Here is a 20126-nt window from a genome sequence, read left to right as displayed (position 1 = left end):
GCCGGGATTTATAATCATGCCCCTGTGTGTCGCGCTCCCGTCATGGATATTTCATCTGTTTATATTTTGTTTTAAGAGGTCAGATGGAATCTCGCTTCACAGATAATCATTCCTCCGTGTGACTCTTGAGTCATGCTCGATTTCATCTGTTTGTTAGTTGATTTTATATATGTATATCCGCTTTTCTGCCATTAAAGCAATAAAAGCATCATAGGATTTGGTAAACTTTAGCATTGAGGGTACATCGGTCACCCGTCTTCGGTCTTCCAGCAAGCGAACCAAAGAAATAACGCTACTGGCATCATTGCGGATAATCATACTAGTTGATTTTATACCTGATTCCTGTGTACATTACTCTTCCTGCTATTGGCCCCCAAGTCATGGAAGCGTCGAAATTTTGGCCGAAAGGATTTTGGGAGTCTATGATAGGATTGGATTGTTTGAAGTTCAGAATGTTCTCTCCACCCAAGTAGATGCTGCCCCAGCGAAATCCCCGGCTGACCTGTGCATTCACCATAAAGAAATCCGGTGATTTTTCTGCTAACTGATATTCCATAGGACTGTCACCGGTGTCCGGCAGACGCATAGGGCCATTCCAGTTTACAGTCAGGTCTGCCTTCCACTTATCGTAATTGGTAGCATAGGCCAAATTCATGAAGAAGCGGTCTTGACTTTGATAAGGAACTTGCTGTAAGATACCGTTGGTCGTCATGAGATTTTCATAATGCTTATAGGCTGCTTTAATATCCAGTTTTTCAGTCAATAGATAGCTGGCTTCTACCTGAAAGCTGCGGGCAAATGAGCCGTTTTGCAGATTATTGATCACCAGTAATGATGAACTTACATCTTGATCATATACAAGTTGATTTTCGAAAGTGGTGTAGAAATAATCCGTTACCAGACTAAGTGGTTTATCCTTAATCGACAAATTTGCAGCGAGACTGACTCCTGTGTTCCAGCTCACTTCCGGTTGAAGTACAGCATTGAAAATAATATCCCTGGAAGAAACCCAGATCATACTGTTTTCCATTAAGGCATTTGGCGTGCGATAGCCTTTCCCTACAGAACCCCTTACCGTCCAGTTAGGGACAAATTCCCACCGAGCATGGACTCTGGGAGTGAAATAGGTGCCGAAAAGATTGTGAAAATCCGTTCTTGCTCCCGCTACTACTGTAATTTGGTCGTTTGGGATGAAATTATACTCGAAGAAAACACCGGGCACTTTTTCCGTCCTATACATAGCTGTATCCAGACCGGTAGCACTGTTGGAATTGAAAGTTTCCTCAAAATCATCATAAAGAAAGCTAGCTCCGGTTTTGTATTGGTGAAAGCTTGAACCTAAGATATTCTGGTAAATGAAATTCCCATACGCTGTTTTTTCAATACCGCTATAAATTCTTCTTCCTGCTCCTCCATTGAAGTCTTGATAGGAAAGAGAATACTGGAAGCCCCAACTTTGGGTAGGCTTATCGGGATAGATCATCCCCAGTTTGCCAAATACTTCTGCTTTTCGGGTATCCATTTGATAGCCATACATGCTACTTGTGTACAGATCGCTGTTGAAGCCAAATCCTTTTTGCCCTCCTGCATTGTCAGACATAAATAGATTTACGCCTATCTGAGCCATCAGCCGATCTCCCTCATACTTGTAGCGATTCAGGAAGTTCAGCTGTCTTGCTTTCGGCAAATCCATAAAACCATCGTCATTTCCGTCGATTTCCGTACCCATTTGGCTGGCGTGAAACAACACCCCAGAGCTCCATTTTTCATTGATGGGAATCTGGTGATTTGCGTTGATTTCCAGCCTGCCAAAGGAATTGAGGTAGGCATTGAGATACCATTTGTCCATGGTTTCCGGTTTGAAAAGCTCCACATTGATCTGGCCTGTCATGGACTCGTAGCCATTGATGACAGTCCCGGCGCCTTTGCCTACATCAATGGATTGAATCCAGGTTCCAGGGACATAGGTAAGACCGAGTCGGGAATTCAAGCCCCGGATATTGGGGATTCCTTCTCTGCTGATCAGTACATAGCGGCCATCCAGCCCCATCATTTGGATCATTTTGGTGCCCGTGACAGCATCTGCATAGGAGACATCAACCGAAGCATTCGTCTCAAAACTCTCGGAAAGATTGCAGCAGGCGGCTTTTTGAAGTTCGCTTTCGGTAATAAGAATACTGAGAAAAGGAGCTTCGTCTACCACGGACTCTGATCTAGCCCGGATAGTGACTTGCTCCAGTGATTCACCACTTTCCTGAAGTGTGATTACCATCGCCTGATCAAAAACAGGAGTTAATGTATCCGCTTCATAGCCAAGATAGGAAATGATTAAACGGTCTGCTTGCAGTACATTTTCCAGTAAGAAGTGACCCTCTGTATCGGTGACAGTTCCTTGCGGCTTGTCCAGAAGTTTAATGCTAGCGCCGATTAGAGGCTCATTGGATGCTGATTTCACCTGCCCTTTTATTGGTTTTTGGGCAAATAGAATCGCCGGTGCTATCAGGCATCCTATTAATAGGATTATTGATTTCATGTGTTTGTGATTTCTTTTTTAGAGCCACCCCGATAGATCGGGGCAGGCTATGGAATCTCGCAAGGCAAATAATCATCCCAGTGTGAGATGTTCTGAGTCATGCTCGATTTCATAAATAATTGCTTGTGTGTAAACTTGTGTGTAAAATAGATTACAGCCCGTCTAAGACGGGTAAAAGATCAAGCAATTCTTAAATGAGGAAGGTTTGGTGGAGTATGTTCAGATCGGGAATTGGCCGATCGGGGAAAAGATATTCGGGATTGGAAATCTGAACAGCTTCAAGTTGAATGCCCGGAAACGTAAGTACGTAAGCCAACACAAATTCCGGGGAAAGCTGGACTTGGAATTGAGCTTTTCCAAAATAATCATCTGACTCAGAGGAGGTGTACTCGTCCGAACAGCAGTCCGGATCAGAAGTTTTACTTGCGTTTGTCCCGCAGCAATCCGTTTTCCCGGGAGCTACGCTGACCTCTGTGCTTTTCAATTCATCTCCACAATAATGCGCCGCCAAGGTCAAATTTACCTGACCTGTCAGGAAAAATAGGAGCATTAAGGATGAGATGATTGATTTCATTGTATCGGTAAAGGTCGGAAATTCATTTGAAATAGAAAAACCTACATTCTTTACGGGAAGTGGGACGGTAGGTTTACTGAATTTCAGAATGTCTGATTATTCGAAGGGCTTAGGGCGTGAAGGTTCCACCATTTGATTTCAAACAAGACGAAGAAAGGTTATGTGTTTTGCCCAGACAGGGGGATATACGTCAATTTTTTGCTTCAATAATTTCTTGGATTGTTTCTGAAAATTGCGGTTTTATTAAAATATAAGGATCCCTGTTTCATTTTCTTAAAATTTAATTGGAAGTTGTTTCACATTATGTAATTTAAAAGTCGCCATCAACCTATTGTTACTTTATGAAGAATCTTTATTTATTGATTTGTCTATTTATCACTGTTGGAGTCCATGCTCAAGAGCAGGAAATTCTCTCAGCACTTGACAGCAAAGCAGATTTTTATGGAAGCATCGCCATGCAAATCTGGTCAAACCCCGAGCTAGGCTATCTTGAAATTGAAAGTTCCGCGCTGCTTCAAAAGACACTGACAGATGCCGGTTTCACAGTCAAGGCAGGTGTAGCTGATATTCCAACGGCATTTGTGGCAGAGTATGGATCCGGCAAACCCATTATTGCGATCCTTGCTGAATTTGATGCATTACCGGGAGTTTCCCAAAAAGCAGTACCGTTCAAAGATCCTGTCGTAGAAGGAGGGCCCGGACATGCGTGTGGACACCACTTGTTTGGAGCGGCATCAGTGGCCGCAGGAATTACCACTAAGGAATGGCTGGAGTCTTCCGGGACACAAGGAACTATCAGAGTGTATGGAACACCGGCCGAAGAGGGCGGAGCGGGTAAAGTCTACATGGCCAAAGCGGGATTGCTTGACGATGTAGACGCTGTATTGCATTGGCATCCGTCCAGTCAAAATGATGCAAGTGCAACTTCCTCGTTGGCAAACAAGTCAGCAAAGTTTAGATTTTATGGGGAAGCATCTCATGCAGCCATGTCTCCGGAGCGGGGAAGATCTGCTCTGGACGGAGTGGAATCTATGAATTATATGGTGAATATGATGAGAGAGCATGTGCCACAGGAGACGAGAATTCATTATGTGATTACCAGTGGAGGAGAAGCTCCAAACGTAGTTCCGGCTTTTGCTGAAGTGTTTTATTATGTGAGAAACCCGGATGTGGCCAACGTGAAATCAATTTTCGAAAGAGTAGTGAAAGCTGCTGAAGGTGCAGCCATGGGGACCAATACGGAAATGAAATATGAAGTAATACACGGGCTTTATAATTTATTGCCAAATGAAACCTTGGGAAAAATCATGTATAAGAATCTGGAGAAAGTGGGCGGGGTAGAATATGATTCTGAGGAAAGAAAGTTTGCGGAGGAGATCATGAAAACCTATTCTGTGAAAGCTTCAGTAGAAGATGCTGCCAAAATCAATCCCTTTAAAGTGGTGGAAAAAGGAACAGGAGGCTCTACAGACGTGGGGGATGTAAGCTGGCTCGTGCCTACAGCCGGCATGAGTTCGGCCACATGGGTACCGGGTACATCTGCACATACTTGGCAGGCAGTGGCTGCCGGAGGGACCGGCATAGGTCAGAAAGGAATGATGGTAGCGGCAAAAACCTTGACTTTGACTGCGATTGATATATTTAATGATCCGGAGGTTACTGGAAAAGCATTGGCTGAATTGAATGAACGAAGGGGAGAGGACTTTAGCTATGAAGCACTGACGGGTGATAGGGAACCGCCATTGGACTATAGGAAGAATTAAAACTAAAAAGGATAGCTCTTTGGCTGTCCTTTTTAGTTTTCTTCGGTTTTTAGTAAAAAGTGGGAACAATTGAAAAAATATAGCCAGTTTTAAGCAGTAGTTATTTCTATTAAAATGCTTAGAAACCTCACTTTCCTATGTTTTGTTTTCTGGGTTTGTCAGCAAGCCTTTTCACAGACCAGCTTCACTCCCAAGCCTCCGGCTGAGCAGGCAAAAATAGGATTGGTACTCAGTGGAGGAGGAGCCAAGGGAATAGCGCATGTAGGCATACTTAAGGCTATGGAAAAGGCCGGTCTGAAGCCGGATTACATCGTGGGGACAAGCATGGGGGCTGTAGTGGGAGGACTTTACTCTTTGGGATACAGTGCAGCGGAACTTGAGGAAATCATAGGTGGGATCGATTGGGGACTGTTGATTTCCAATAGAGTGAATTTCAAGAAAATCGCATTTGAGGAAAAGGAGTATTACAACCGCTATTTGCTCGAATTCCCAATAGTAGAAGGGAAAGTAGCTTTTCCATCGGGTTTGATCCAAGGACAGGTGCTTTCAGATATTCTACATTATTTCACCTGGCCTGCTAATTCCTACCGGACTTTCGATGATTTTCCGATTCCCTTTCGCTGCGTAGCTACGGATATCCGCACTGGACAACCTGTGATTTTTGATCGGGGATATCTGCAGGATGCTCTGCGGTCCAGTATTGCCATTCCTACAGTTTTTACCGCATTTGAGTTGGACAGCACCTCTGTGGTAGATGGGGGAGTGGTCAATAATTTCCCGGTGGATATAGTGAGACAGATGGGAGCTGATGTTGTGATTGGAGTAAACGTAAGCTTTGAGGACTTCAAGGAAGTAGACCAATTGGGTGGCTTTGGCGGTATTCTGATGCAGCTTGCTATGGCACCGTCGCTGAGCATTACCAGGGATAATATTGAGGCAACAGATATCTACATCAAGCCGGATCTTGGAGATTATACTACCGGTAGTTTTAGCTCATTTAATGAGATTTTGGAGCTTGGGACTAAAGCGGGAGAAAAGTACGTTGACCGGTTCAGGCAGCTGGCTGATAGCCTAGGCAGAAATGATATTGTCGCAGGTATAACATTCCATACTGATTCCATCCGGATCGATAAAATTGAGATTTTGGGTAATCACCTTTTTTCTACTGATTTGGTCCGTTCAAAACTGAATATTAATGAGGGAGACTATGTAAACCGTGATGAGCTGGAGACTGCTGTGCATAGTATATACGGCATGAACGGTTTTTACAAAGTGGATTACCGGCTTACGGAAATTGCAATCAATAGGTATGCACTACTCGTTAGGATCAAGGAAAAGCCCAGTACTTTATTGAGTACTTCTATACATTACGATGATCAGTTTTCAGCAGGGATCTTGTTGAATTTGACGGCAAGGGAGGTGATCGGACGGAACTCACGAACCATCCTTCTTGCAGATATTTCCGACAACCCGAAGTTCAGGGTGGACTATTACAAATACACGGGTACGAAAAAGAAATTTGCGTTCAATTTCCGGATGAATTTTCTAAAGCAGGAGCTTCCAAATTATATAGGGGGAAGAGAAGCCGATATTCAGATTGGTCGAAATTCCCGTATTGAAGCCCAGATGATTTCCACCAATTCGCTGAAGGAGTCATTCTCTATTGGAGGGATTTTTGATGCATCTACTTCAAAATTCAAATCATTTTCCGGTTCCTTTGATGATATCAAAAATGGCCGTCAGGCGTATTTTGGGAGCCGGTTTAAATATTACCGAAACTCACAAAACGACCGGAATTATCCTACAACAGGAGCAGAAGCTTTATTGGAGGGAACACTGCATGTTAAAAACTGGTTGGCAATTAATCTTCAATCAGGTGTGGATACCGTATCTTTTAACATAGGAGGGGAGAGTCTGTCTTTGCCTGTGAGTGTATTTAATTCCTACGTGAAGGAGTTAGTCCCGAATTCGTACTTCTCGGTCTACGCGAAGTATTCTAAATTTTTAAGGTTTAACTCCAAACTCCAGTTTCATCCGGATGTGGTGGCAGGTTTGACACTTTCTTCAGAAGATGATTCCAAGGTTTTCAATGAATTCTTGGTCGGCGGCTATCAGAACGTCCGGTTCAATGACACCCGGTTTTGGGGATTAAACTATGCGGAAGTTCAGACTCCCAATTTCGTAAAATTTGGTGCTGAATTACAATACATCCCATTCAAGAAAATATATGTAAGAGCAGGAGGGAATTTTTTGGGCTATAGCGGGCAGATTCCATTTACCGATCCGGACTTTTTTACAGAGATCAATCAACAGGCAAGTTACTTGGGGTATGGAATGGATATATCCTATCAGTCGATAGTGGGGCCCATTACCGCGGGATTTGGCGGGAATAACAAGGATCGGGTGCTGAGAGGCTATATCTCCATAGGATTTTCTTTTAACTATTCAGATCGGTAATCTATATTGCTTAAGGACTAGAGGCTGCTTTGATGAAAGAAAAGTATTATTGGGATACTACGACATTTATATATCATGGGACTATGATAAGTAAAATGTATTTTGCTTTATGTGTTTTGATTTTACTTGGATGTTCGAAGAAAATATCTTCAAATCAAGTTATTGGAAATTGGTGGTCAATTGAAGATGATTCAATCTACTTTGAGCTATATGTTAATGAGCATGAATGGGTAGTTAATCATGAGGATTATGGGCCATTTCCATATAAATATACTCTCTATTCTGATTCAATTTGTATTGGGGAGAAAAAGTGGGCTGTAGAAGCAACTGATACTAGTTTGGTGTTAAGTAACCAAGAGGAAAAATTTATATTGTATAAATTGTCTCTTAAGGAATCAATTTTTGAATCATGGAATGATAGCTTAGCCTTTGAGAATTTTCAAGAAGAATTTATCAGAAGGTATTTGCATATGCCTAGAAAACAGAGAAATTATATAGATGTAACCTTTTAAAGTCATACCATGTTTTTGCCGCCGTGGACTGTGTAATCACAGCCCCCTCTTGTCCTGCTAATGGTTAAGTTCTTAGGGACCTCGAAGATTTTGTTTTTTTACCGCATAGAAAACAGTAGCCACATAGTTTTGCTCCGCAGAAATGGAGAGGTCTTCATTCAGCTGTTTTGGACTTGTGAGGGCCGTTGGTGACACGGACGGCGGAGCGGGTGTAGCGGTGGCCTTCACCACAAAGTCATAAAGAAAACAAAGAAGAAGCACGTAAAGGGATTTTTGATTTTTTAACCGCATAGGAAACAATAGCCACATAGTTTTGCTCCGCAGAAATGGAGAAGTCTTTATGCTGCTGTTTTGGACTTGTGAGGGTCGTTGGTGACACGAACGGTGGTACGGGTGCAGCCATGATCTTCACCACAAAGTCATAAAGAAAGCAAAGAAGCACTTAAAGGGATTTTTGAAAGGATCGTCTGCCGTCGTGGTGTGTGTCATCACAGATCCCTCTCTCTTGCTGATAGTTAAGATCTGAAGACCTCCGAGATTTTTGTTTTTTGAACCACATAGGAAACAATAGCCACATAGTTTTGCTCCGCAGAAATGGAGTCGTCTTCATTCTGCTGTTTTGGACTTGTATGAGAGCGGGTGTAGCGATGGTCTTCACCACAAAGTCATAAAGAAAGCAAAGAAGCGCGTAAAGGAATTTTCGAAAGACCGTTTGCCGCCGTGGTCTGTGTCCTCACAGCCCCCTCTTCTCCTGCTAATGGTTAAGTTCTGATTGACTTCGATGATTTTTGGTTTTTTAACCGCATAGAAAACAGTAGCTACATAGTTTTGCTCCCCAGAAATGGAGTTGTCTTGATTCTGCTGTTTTGGACTTGTGTGAGCCGTTGGTGAGTTCCTTGGGAAGTCCTCAAATATAGTTAAGAGGTCGAGTTCACCTGTGGAAAAAACACTTCATCCCTAGGAATAAAAAATCCTTTGATACAGTTTGAGTTCCTGACACAGACTTGAATGTGGCTTTTTTCAAAAAGCCCTGCTCCTTCAAAAGCAGGTCCTCCTTCTGTAAAGACACCCCTGGTTGTGTCAAAGTTTCGAATGCTGCTATTCCCATTCTTTTCAATTTCCTTTTTCCAGTTTTCTAAAATCCTTTGATGCATATGTTCAATTACAGCGCAATCAAGGTTTCTCAAAAGCATATCTCTATTGGGGTCACTGGGGACGTCTTTGTTTTTGGGCAGTTCGTCCCCTAGAATTTCAGAAAGATCCTTAAAGGAAGTATAGTAATATTGAATTAAGTGAATGTATTTGGAATCTAAAAAATCACAACAATAACCCAAATGAATTACTGCCCCAAGAACAGATGGGTTTTTTATCTTGCCATTTTTCTTTTTTTCTTTTGCCCAAAGCAAGGCTCGTGCGTAATTATTCTCCCAAAAATACATTCCATTCCCTAGCCAGTCGTATGGGTTTTTCGAAATGAGTATTTCATTCGGATGATTAATCAATTTGTCTCTATCAGACTTCTCGCACCCATGAAATCCAATGATAAAATTAGGTCTTACATCATACATCTAGAAAAGTTAGTCAATCTTGTTGTTTTTTTCCTTTTGAAAAGTCTTTGAGTACTTTGTAATGTCTGTTGAATTCGCCCTTTTTAGTCACAATACCTGCGCGGTTCAAAGAAGCAATAGCTTCTTTTTTGGTCATGGTCTTTGCCGCTTCAACACTTTCTTTGGCAATCTCCATCAATTTCGCAAAATCCTTGTCACTCATAGCATCCTCCTTTTTCTTTATCAATCGAATTTAACAAAAACTGGTTCATTTTTTCATTTCCTGCAGATTTTTTCAAACCACCCTCTTCCCGTTCTTGGTATAGTATTCCACATACCTCACATTCGGAGGATAGGTCGCCAATCTTGCCAGTCCCAGCAGATGTGCATTTAGAAAAGCACTATCCTCCAGATACACTTAAGCGAGAGTCCGACCATAGCGATCATATTCCTGAACATCATATTCCGGCAGTACCTTCTTGCCCTTCAGCAGATTCTTCACATATTCAGAGGCTTCTTTCACACCGGGCTGCTCTTCCGTCAACCCTTCCCATCTCACTTCAGGGGTATCAACTCCAATTAGACGGGTATCCTCAGTCCTTCCTACACCCATCTTCACCCAAAAAGTATCTCCATCCACGAACTTATGAATCTTATATGGGCCATGTCGCTCCTGTGCTAAGAGTAAGGAGGTTGAGAATAAGAAAATGAAAACTAGAAGAAATTTCCCCATGACAAGCTTATATTGTAGATAATACGATGGGAAGACCTTTTACTTCGTGTCGCTTGCCCACCTGTGCTTATCCGCAGAGGCGGGGTTATTAAAGTTTTACTCCTTCAGGGTAACTTTTCAGAAAAACATCTACTGCAAAGAGGTTGGTTATGATCATCTGCCTTATCTAGTGCCAGTCTTCTGACTGCAGTTCCAAATTAGCTATAGCCGTTGGTGATGACACAAACGGCGGAGCGGGTGAAGCCATGATCTTCACCACAAAAGCCATAAAGAAAGCAAAGAAGCGCGTAAAGGAATTTTTGAAAGACCGTTTGCCGCCGTGGTCTACTTTATCACAGCCCCCTCTTCTCCTGCTAATGGTTAAGATCTGAGAGACTTCGAAGATGTTGGATTTTTTAACCGCATAGAAAACAGTAGCCACATAGTTTTGCTCCCCAGAAATGGAGAAGTCTTATTCAGCTGTTTTGGACTTGTGTGGGCCGTTGGTGACACGAACGGCGGAGTGGGTGTAGCGATGGTCTTCACCGCAAAGTCATAAAGAAAGCAAAGAAGCTAGTAAAGAAATTTTTGAAAGACCGTTTGCCGCTGTGGTCTGTGTCATCACAGACCGCTCTCTCCTGCTAATGGTTAAGTTCTGAGAGACCTCCGAGATTTTTGTTTTTTTAACCGCATAGAAAACAGTAGCCACATAGTTTTGCTCCCCAGAAATGGAGTGGTCTTTATTTTGCAGTTCCGAATTAGCTATAACTGTTTGTGATGACACGAACGGCGGCTATGAAAGTCAGTGATACTTTAAAAAAACCTTTTTTATTGTCTTTTTTAGCAAAAATTTATTTTTAGTAAAAAATACTAAAAATTTTTACATAAATTATTTGATTCAGCATAGGATTAAATTTACATCATCCTATTTATTTTTGGTATAAATCAAAGAAACAGGATAAAACTAACAATTGATAAAACAGAGGGAATTCCTTTATTTTTAAGTAGTTCATTTTCTTGATAAATACATGAAAATGTTTTTCAATATTCTTTAAAATGATTTTATAACAGAATAAAATTCCGTATATCTATTTTTTTCAAATAAAAAATACCATATATAGGGTATTTTTTGGAACTTCTGATTTTTGTTCTTTTGGGTTAATCCCAATTAAACCGTCTGCCATGGATACAAAACTTTTACTCAGATCGCTCCTTATTTTTCATTGCTTTTTCATTGGTTTTTTTACAACGACCCAAGCTCAGACACCTGTTCAGAGTCAGGTAAGTGAAAATTTCCCAAGACCAATTCAAAAATCCCCCAATGTTGCGGCAATTGAACGCTATGGAAACTATGATGTCAACTTATATACGGGATTGCCGAATATCTCAATACCCATTTATACGGTAGAGGCAGGTCCGATTAAAATTCCAATATCACTCAGTTACCACGCTTCCGGCATTAAATATACGGATCAGGCCAGCTGGGCGGGGTTAGGCTGGTCGGTTTTGGCGGGAGGACAGGTGACAAGACAAATTAAAAATATAACTGATGAGACATCTTTTTATTCAGGAGAGAATAATTACGATGTTGGAAATTATTGTACGGGGGATGTAGTTAAAGATAAGGCGAACTGGGCATATAAAAAGTTAAGTTTGTCCGGCAGTGACCGTGAAGCGGATATATTCTCTTATACCTTTCCCGGGAAAAGTGGCAAATTTTACCTCAGGCAGAAAGGCGAGGCTCCCTATCTTTTTCCCCAAAATCCTGTAAATATAGGATTTACCACAGGCTTGAACTATTTTGATATTACGGACGACGATGGGATAAGATACCGGTTCGGACAAAATTCATCCGGATCGAATTACACCGAAAACACAAGTTTTAATGGGGCAGGGGGAGTTTATGTGAGTGGCAGAACGGCATGGCATCTGACTGAAATTTTTGCTCCCAACTCCGATGACAAGGTGGAAATCACCTATAAGCCTTTAGGATCGCAGAATTTGGTGGATATAGAGCATAATGTTACAGTGATTGATCAATGTAATACCGACAATCCCAGTGCTCTCCCCTGCAGGAGTCAGGCATATATCCAGCAGAATATTAACATGTACTCATCTACCGGCAGTTATGGGATTGATGAAATCAGATACAAAACAGGGAAGGTAAAATTTGTAGCAAGCGACGAAAAAAGACAAGACCTTACTGAGCTCAATGGGCTTGAACGCATTGAAATATACGTGAAGACGGGCGATAAGACAGGCGATGGTTATACCCTGCTGAAATCCTACAGTTTTGTCCACAGCTATTTTACGGGAGGTTCCCGGTTGAAGCTCGATGAACTTATCGAAAAAGACGGGGCAAATACTGTGATCAACAAACAATCCTTTAGCTATCATACCAATTCGTTTTCATGGGATAAACCCGTTAATAGTACGGGGAGGGACTGGTTTGGTTTCTACAACGGGAAAGGAAATAACAGCAGTTTGATTCCCAAGCAGACAATCCAATTCTATCCCAATTCTGCCGCCGGGCTATCCTATATGGACATTGGCGGTGCCATCCGGGAAAGCGATACCACCTATCTGAAAGAAGGAATGCTCAAACGCATCACCCACCCCACACAGGGATTTACGGAGTTTGATTATGAGCCGCATAGCTATTTGGATGACTCGGAGGTGAAATACGGAGGCGGTTTGCGGATTAAGCGGATTACCGGTACAACGGGATCAGCCAACTACACCAAGGAGTACAAGTACGGTGAAAATGAATCAGGTGTGGGGATTAAGAATTTTACCCAAGGACTCTTCTTTTTTTACTCTGAATCACAATCCCGGAGCTCGTGCGGAACTAGCCCCTGTAGTCGAAGAGAGCGGGTAAGGATGTTTTATTCCAATTCTGCCATTGGCGTGGGCTATGATGAGAGCCCGGTAGTATATCAGAAGGTAAGTGAATATGAAAATGTGAATGGAAGCAATGGCAAAACCCTGTATGAGTTTGACAATAATTATTATAATCCTGATATGCTTATGATTGTGCCTTTTTCCAACAAAACCCATAGAAATTCCAATGCATGGACCAGGGGAAGGCTTACCAAAAAAACGGTGCAAAATTCAGCAGGCCAGAATGTTTCGGAGACTAGTATAGGATACACAATATTAAAAGCCGCAAATGAAGCGGTAAGCCAAGCTACGTATAAGTTCATAGACAATGGGTATGATCTACCGTTTACCTCAGCCTGCATAGATGACGCCGGATTGCCTGTAGACGGAAATACCTATCAGATTAGAAATTTGGAACAGCAAACAGGGATTTATCTGGAAAGCTCCCGTACCGAGTCGCTGATTTATCCGGAAGGTACCCATACTACCACCACGCTTAATACCTATGACACGGCATACCTCCAACTTACACAAAAGGAGGTCCATGCCAGTTCAAATCCCGAGGTTGTGGTAACCCGCTACCGGTATCCTTTTCAGTTGACAGATACGGCCACCACCTACACAGGGGACCCCAATATTCTTAAACAGCTCACGCTGAAGAATATCCTGAAGCCTATAGAACAATATACCCTAATACAGGATATAAACGGTGCAAATGCCAATGTAGTGGAAGGGCAGTTGACTTACTACAAAACCTCGGGAAGCTACCATGTTCCCGGTACTATGTATTTTATGGAACTTGCCTCTCCGCTCGCAGCAGCATCTTTTACCCCCATTTCGCTTTCCGGTACTTCTGCACTTACCAGGGATACACGCTATAAGCTGCGTCTGACTTTTTCCACTTATGATTCCCACGGCAATATCACATCGGTTACGAAGTCAAATTCGGCTCCGACTTCATTTATCTGGGGGTATGACGGAGCATACCCTATAGCCGAAGCTACAAATGCCACTGCCGGACAGATCGCCTATACCTCATTCGAAACCTCCGAGAAAGGCGGCTGGAATTATAGCGGACCGGAAACAGTGCTCCGCTGGGAGGAGGCCAGGACAGGTAGGAATGCCTACAATCTGTCAGACGGTGCCATTACCAGAACAGTCACCGGCGCATCGGCATCCAATAAGTTTAAGCTGAGCTTTTGGGCCAAGGTACCATCGGGAACCCAGACCTGGGTCCATCTGGGCGGCTGGGAATACCTCACCACCGCATGGCAGCTTATAGAGCGTGAAGTCACCTCTCCCTCACTTTCCATTTCCGGATCGGATATTCTGATCGATGAAATCAGAATCCAGCCTCTGGCAGCAGAAATGACTACCTATACCTATTTGCCGGGTGTGGGGCAATGGTCACAGCTGGATACCAAAAGTTTTGGGGTGTTCTATAAATACGACAGACTGGGCAGACTGGAAACCATACTGAACAACGACAAACATATTCTTTCGCATTATGAATACAACTACATCAAATAGGGAAATGGTGCTTTTTAGATCACTTTTCATTGTCGGGCTTCTTTGTTGGCTGACCCCTTCCGTTCTTTTGGCCCAGACAGAGGACAGGTCTGATCCGGCAATGCTATACGGTGTATGGTTGATGGATGCGGATGTGCAGATGCAAAAGTCCGTCATGGCAACGCGGAACAGTAAAAAACCGCTAAATGAAAAACAGGAGGGATACCGGTTGGAAAGCATAAAGTCTAGGGTGTATGTTTTTCATGAAAACGGCAATTTTGAGGCATCCTGGGTGTCGAGGGGCGGGACGAATATTGTCTCGGGGATATGGGAAATCAGTAAGGATGGAATCCTTCAGCTTACAACGGAGGACAACAAGACATCACTGGCCTATTCTATCAGTCAGAATAAAAACAGGCTCGTGCTGACTCCTGAAATTACGGGTCCCCAGTCACTTCATCTTAAAAGGATGGAGCTATGAGAAGCTGTTTTTTGTTTTTGATACTGTTTCTTGGTTGGGCATCCCCTGTATGTTCCCAGGTGATTACCCATGTACAAATTGACGGCCCCACTTCTGTCCCCGCAGGGGAGCAAGCCCAATTCCAGGTGAAATTTTTCAACAATTCCAGTCAGGTGGCTCCGGGAGCAGGGAGTTATTACTGGGAGGCCACCACCGCAACCTCTACGGGAGAAACTGTGAATGTTAATTACTTTACCTGGCCATCACCGGGTACCTATGTCATTAACTATGAGTATTCGGATTTAACCGGGGAGTTTTATGATTACCTGTTTGTCACGGTGACCGGAAGCGTAGGGGATCCCTGTCCCTCGGTAATACCGTCTGCTCCCGGAGTTACACTTTTGGCCAGCGGCCAGGTAACCCTAATGGCAAATCCCGCACCGGCCGGGTTTACTTACCAATGGTATGACAGCGATCAAACTACTTTATTGAAGAGTACGCAAGATTTTCCCACACCGGTTATAACTTCAAGTAAAACCTATTATGTGGCCTATCGCTATACAGCTACGGGCTGCATCACCTCCAAAATGCCGGTAAGGGTCAATCTGTATGCAGAAAATCTCAACTGGGTTCGGGAATACAGTGGAAGGGATACACTTACCCAAAACGCTGACATAAGAAGCACTTCACAGAAAGCTTCCTATAAATTCACTTCCTATTATGATGGCTTGGGAAGACCCAATCAACAGGTGGCAATCAAAGCATCAGCGGACGGTTCTGATATAATAGCTTCTGTAAGCTACGATGCCTTGGGAAGACAATACAGGGATTACCTCCCATTTCCGGACAATTCTACAAGCCTTGGACTTTTCCGCTCCACAGCTGAATCTATGCACAATACCTATTATACAGGCCGATTTGCGGATAGCAGGGGATATGCGGACAAGACTTTTGAAGCTTCACCGCTCAACAGGGTGAGAAAGCAGGGCGTTCCCGGCACTCCCTGGGTAGGGCATGAGATAGAATTGCTTGAAAAAGTAAATGCGGCAAATGATTCGGTGAGAATCTGGACAGTGAATTCATCGGGATTGCCGGTAAACTCGGGATTGTTTGCCGCGGGGACCCTGTCTAAGATGGAGACCCAAGACGAAGATGATCATAGGGTAATCGAGTATAAAGATAAACTGGGCAGACTTATCCTCAAAAAAGTACAAATAGGCAACACTCCCTCTACACACCACGACGGATGGCTCTGTACCTATTATGTGTATGATCTGATGGGGAGACTCCGGGTAGTCATGCCTCCAAAAGCCATCAGTTCGCTAAGATCTATAAACAACTGGGCAGGTTCTACCTTTGATACCAGACGATACGGGCTTTATTACCTGTATTCCTACGATGCCAGGGGAAGGCAGATTACCAAAAAGCTGCCGGGCAAAGCCCCCGAGGAAATGGTCTATGATCTTCAGGACAGACTGGTGGCCTCCAGAGACAGCCTGTTGATGGCCCAGGGGAAATGGCTTTTTGCAAAATACGATGCATTGGGTCGTCAGGTAATGACAGGCTTGGTGACGTACTCGGGAAACAGGACTACGTTACAGTCCCTGGTTAACACATTGGGTTCCAACAACGCGGTAATCAATGCCACTTCGGGTAAAACGGGAACCACCAATGCAGGCGGGTTTCCGAGAGCCTCTGACGGCAATGGGGAAGGCGATGTGCTGACCGTAAATTACTACGATAACTATGCGTTTAAAAAATCCACGCTTACCTATGTCAAACCTGACGGATATTACAACAACAGCCATAAAACCAAAGGCTTGCTGACAGGTACCTTGGTAAAAAATCTAGGGGATAACACCCGGTATGAAACGGCCATCTTCTACGATTGGTCGGGGAGGGTAAACCAGACCCTGTCAGAACATCATCTGGGAGGAACGGTCAGAAGCTCCGTCAAAAATGATTTTGAAAACAAACCGGTAGAGACCATCACCGAATATACTTCCCCTAGTACCTATACCATCACCGAAGGATATGTGTACAATGCAGCGGGAGCCTTGAGCCATATTTCCCATAAAATAAACTCCGGACCAACAGTCACCTTGGCCGCCCACAGCTATAATCAGTTGGGAGAACTCACTTCCAAAGTCTATCCCGAAGCAGCCGATGCAGTGACCGACTATACCTATAATATCAGGGGATGGCTGAAGAAAATCAATGATCCTCAGTCCAGCAATGCCACCTCGAAGGTATTTGCGCAGGAGCTTTTCTATGAATCGGGAGGAACCGCAGGTTATTGGAACGGGAATATCGGAAAGGCAGAATGGAGAGGTCAGGATGATGTCAAGCGGGTGTACAATTACACCTATGATCTCGCCAATAGAATCAAAACCGCCACATACACGGTACCGACTGCCACATCGGAAAATGGCAGATACAATCTGGGTAACATCAACTACGATGCGAATGGGAATATTACCACCATGCAACGGTCCAATCAGCGGACCACCTCCACATGGGGTGTGGTGGATAATTTATCCTATAGTTATATATCAAACGGCAATAGGCTAGGACAGGTAACGGATAGCGAACCTTCGACTGCCTACCTGGCAAAGGATTTTAAGGAGAGAAGCTCGGCTGTTTACGAATACGACCGAAACGGCAACCTGACCAAAAATCTTGACAAGGAGATCACTTCCATTACTTACAACCATTTAAATCTTCCCGCTACTATTACATTCAGTGGTACAAACAAGAAAATAGAGTATTGGTACGATACGGAGGGAATGAAGCTTCGGCAGGTCAATACGGATGGAAGCACTGTCAAGACCATAGACTACATCGGTGAACTTGTCTTCGAAAACAATTCAATAGCCTATCTTATCCATGAGGAAGGAAGAGCCAGTTACGAAAACTCGGCCTTTATGTATGAATTCTTTGTAAAAGATCACTTGGGGAATGTGCGCCAGGTAATCCGTGCTCCTATATCCGGAGGCAGAATAGCCACCATGGAACCTGAGAATGCAGCCGAAGAGGAAGAGTACTTCCAAAATATCAGTGAATCCCGACAGGGTGCAGGTGAGCATAACAAAACTCCCGGCGGCTATGCCACAGCTTGGCTGAATGCAGAGAGAAACCGTATTCTCGGTCCATCCAGATCACAGGAAATACAAAAAGGCGACAGTGTGGAGCTGGGGGTTTTTGGGAAATATGTGGATCCGAAGAAAATAAGACTGTCTCCTGCAAGTTTTGCGCGTACAGGTATGGATAAGAAGCTGATCAGTCAACTGACAGAATTCGGAGAAAACCTCAGTGCGGCGGGGCCTAATGAAATCGCCATAGCCAATGTGATCGCCTTGGTGATTACCAACCTGCAGCAGAAGCCCGTGCCGGAAGCCTACATGGGGTATGCATTGTATGATTCGGACTCTACTCTGTATGAGCAAGGGAAAGTGGTTTTATCCAAAAAAGCCAGAAACAGGCACGAGGAACTGATCAAAAAGATCGCTGTAACCAAGGATGGCTATATCGAGACATACCTTGTCAATGAGACTTCTGACGATGTATGGTTTGACCAATTCAGTATCATGAGCACTGGGCCGCTAATTGTGCAGGAAACGCACTATGATCCCTGGGGCGTGGAGCTTTCAGGTCTCGGCTACCAGTATGGGGGAATCAAGGTGAATCCTTATCTTTATAACGGAATGGAGGCAAACGGCCACCTGGGGGTAAATCTCTACGATTACGGAGCCAGACTCTATGACCCTGCTATCGGAAGATGGTTTGTGCTGGATCCGATGGCCGAAGATATGAGAAGGCATTCACCATATAACTATGCCTTCAACAATCCTATGCGGTTTATTGATCCGGATGGGATGGCCCCAAGATCCGTACGTACCGTGCAGGGCAGTCCTGAGCACAGTGGCAGTGAGGAGCCTACGCAAAATGAAGTGGCGACGGGGCAAGTGGGGCCGGATCAAGATTGTTGTAAAGGGGATCAAGTTGTTGAAGGAGGGACATTGCCGACGTTTACGGTATCAGCCCCTAGGGATTTTGGCGGAGTATTGGGTAGAGCGGCAGAGAACTGGTATGCCTCTGGGCAGAATTATAGCACTTTTGGAAGGAATTATGATACTGGTCCTCCAACCTCTTCAATTTGGTATCAGGACTTTAGAACTGCTGTAGGAGTTGGGTATGGATATATTAACACCTTGTTGCTTTTGCCTTTAGAGGGAGCTGGTTATGTAGATGATGTTGCTGCTGCAGTCCCTAAATTTAATAATACCATTGTTCGACTTAGCTCAAAAGTTGGAAGAAGTCCTGCTGGTAATAGAGTGTTTAATTTACAAGCACGATTTCCTAAACTTAATCTTAATCTAAGATTAGATAGGGGATTTCGAGCTCCTTTTCGAAATACAACATCAAATTACCTTGGTAAGGCTTACAATGGATTTAATACGCATATCAATATTCAAATTCCTGGAAAGTTTAATTATCACATCCCTTTGAATCCCTTAAAATGGAAATATTACAAGATTCCTTAAAAAAAATTACTAAAGAATATTTATCGCCTTTTGAACGAAAGGTATGGGGGGTCATGTCTTTTTTGCTCAGTAAGTTAATATATAATGAATTATCCAATGAAAGTTCAGTAGGGCAGACGTTCGGTATAGATGTTTTTTTAAAAAAAAAAGATAATGATTTTGTTTTATATATTTCCCTTACTGAAGATAGACTTTATATTAATTCAAAGTATTTTGATATATATGTGTACCCTGAGTATGAATCAACTATTGTAAAATTTCTATTAAGTGAAATTTTACAAGGGAACTATGTAATAGAGTTAGGATATGGGGGTGATGATGAACAAATTTACGGAAAGGTAAGATTTAAAATGAAAGAATTAGAGGGGTTTAATGAAGCTGATAGAGTTGGAGTTTTTACTAAAAAACCAAAGAAAAAGAAAATAGTTGGAGGGCTGAAATGGATTGGTGATCCGGATAAGGAGTTTGATTTAATATGAGTTACTGATTATGGGAAAATCTAGTGGAGATCTACGTTACGACTAAAACGATTAATGATTTTAAGTTTGGAGATGCAATAATGAGCAACAGTCGACTTATAAAATATTCAAACAGCTTTCCAGGATATTCAATACAAATAGTCAGACCTTTGTAGT

13 protein-coding genes are annotated in these 20126 nt (G+C 43.2%); 7 read left to right on the top strand and 6 right to left on the bottom strand.

Going from position 1 to position 20126, the window contains the following annotated elements; all coding sequences use genetic code 11:
- Positions 1-153: 153 nt before the first annotated feature.
- The 3 genes from J2X69_RS15935 to J2X69_RS15925 form a co-directional block, all read right to left on the bottom strand.
- Entirely contained in the window at positions 154-318 is a 165-nt protein-coding gene (locus tag J2X69_RS15935) for a hypothetical protein (RefSeq protein ID WP_310105348.1), read from the bottom strand.
- 1 nt (position 319) lies between these two features.
- Positions 320-2533 (bottom strand): TonB-dependent receptor domain-containing protein, encoded by a 2214-nt coding sequence (locus J2X69_RS15930; protein WP_310105345.1) that lies wholly within the window; start codon positions 2531-2533, stop codon positions 320-322.
- Positions 2534-2723: 190 nt separating this feature from the next.
- On the bottom strand, positions 2724-3107 hold the full coding sequence (locus J2X69_RS15925) for an HYC_CC_PP family protein (RefSeq protein WP_409014427.1): 384 nt from the start codon (positions 3105-3107) through the stop codon (positions 2724-2726).
- A gap of 341 nt (positions 3108-3448) precedes the next feature.
- Between J2X69_RS15925 and J2X69_RS15920 the strand changes: the two genes are divergently transcribed.
- The 3 genes from J2X69_RS15920 (at position 3449) to J2X69_RS15910 (ending at position 7839) form a co-directional block, all read left to right on the top strand.
- Positions 3449-4870, top strand: coding sequence for an amidohydrolase (locus tag J2X69_RS15920; RefSeq protein WP_310105339.1), 1422 nt, complete (start codon positions 3449-3451; stop codon positions 4868-4870).
- A gap of 114 nt (positions 4871-4984) precedes the next feature.
- Positions 4985-7327 carry a patatin-like phospholipase family protein gene (locus J2X69_RS15915; RefSeq protein WP_310105336.1) on the top strand — a complete coding sequence of 781 codons (2343 nt, stop codon included), beginning with the start codon at positions 4985-4987 and terminating at the stop codon, positions 7325-7327.
- A gap of 83 nt (positions 7328-7410) precedes the next feature.
- Positions 7411-7839 (top strand): hypothetical protein, encoded by a 429-nt coding sequence (locus tag J2X69_RS15910; RefSeq protein ID WP_310105333.1) that lies wholly within the window; start codon positions 7411-7413, stop codon positions 7837-7839.
- A 917-nt stretch (positions 7840-8756) separates the two neighbouring features.
- On the opposite strand, the gene J2X69_RS15905 is transcribed toward J2X69_RS15910, so the two are convergent.
- The 3 genes from J2X69_RS15905 to J2X69_RS15895 all read right to left on the bottom strand — a co-directional run bounded on the left by J2X69_RS15905 (position 8757) and on the right by J2X69_RS15895 (position 10119).
- Positions 8757-9407: a hypothetical protein gene (locus J2X69_RS15905; protein WP_310105331.1), complete on the bottom strand. Its 651-nt coding sequence runs from the start codon at positions 9405-9407 to the stop codon at positions 8757-8759.
- 13 nt (positions 9408-9420) lie between these two features.
- Positions 9421-9633: a hypothetical protein gene (locus tag J2X69_RS15900; protein ID WP_310105328.1), complete on the bottom strand. Its 213-nt coding sequence runs from the start codon at positions 9631-9633 to the stop codon at positions 9421-9423.
- Between the two features lie 171 nt (positions 9634-9804).
- Entirely contained in the window at positions 9805-10119 is a 315-nt protein-coding gene (locus tag J2X69_RS15895; protein WP_310105326.1) for a thermonuclease family protein, read from the bottom strand.
- 1161 nt (positions 10120-11280) lie between these two features.
- Between J2X69_RS15895 and J2X69_RS15890 the strand changes: the two genes are divergently transcribed.
- Genes J2X69_RS15890 through J2X69_RS15875 form a run of 4 tightly spaced genes read left to right on the top strand, consistent with a single transcriptional unit; the run spans position 11281 to position 19970 of the window.
- Positions 11281-14508: a hypothetical protein gene (locus J2X69_RS15890; RefSeq protein ID WP_310105322.1), complete on the top strand. Its 3228-nt coding sequence runs from the start codon at positions 11281-11283 to the stop codon at positions 14506-14508.
- Complete coding sequence (locus tag J2X69_RS15885; RefSeq protein ID WP_310105319.1) at positions 14486-14968, top strand: hypothetical protein; 483 nt, start codon at positions 14486-14488, stop codon at positions 14966-14968. Before J2X69_RS15890 ends, J2X69_RS15885 begins: the two co-directional genes overlap by 23 nt.
- Entirely contained in the window at positions 14965-19491 is a 4527-nt protein-coding gene (locus J2X69_RS15880; RefSeq protein ID WP_310105317.1) for a DUF6443 domain-containing protein, read from the top strand. The genes J2X69_RS15885 and J2X69_RS15880 overlap by 4 nt, the downstream gene beginning before the upstream one ends.
- Complete coding sequence (locus J2X69_RS15875; RefSeq protein WP_310105312.1) at positions 19467-19970, top strand: hypothetical protein; 504 nt, start codon at positions 19467-19469, stop codon at positions 19968-19970. The genes J2X69_RS15880 and J2X69_RS15875 overlap by 25 nt, the downstream gene beginning before the upstream one ends.
- Positions 19971-20126 lie beyond the last annotated feature (156 nt).

The sequence above is a fragment of the Algoriphagus sp. 4150 genome (assembly GCF_031457395.1).
Classification (GTDB): Bacteria; Bacteroidota; Bacteroidia; order Cytophagales; family Cyclobacteriaceae; genus Algoriphagus.
This window is presented reverse-complemented; position numbering and strand designations above follow the sequence as displayed.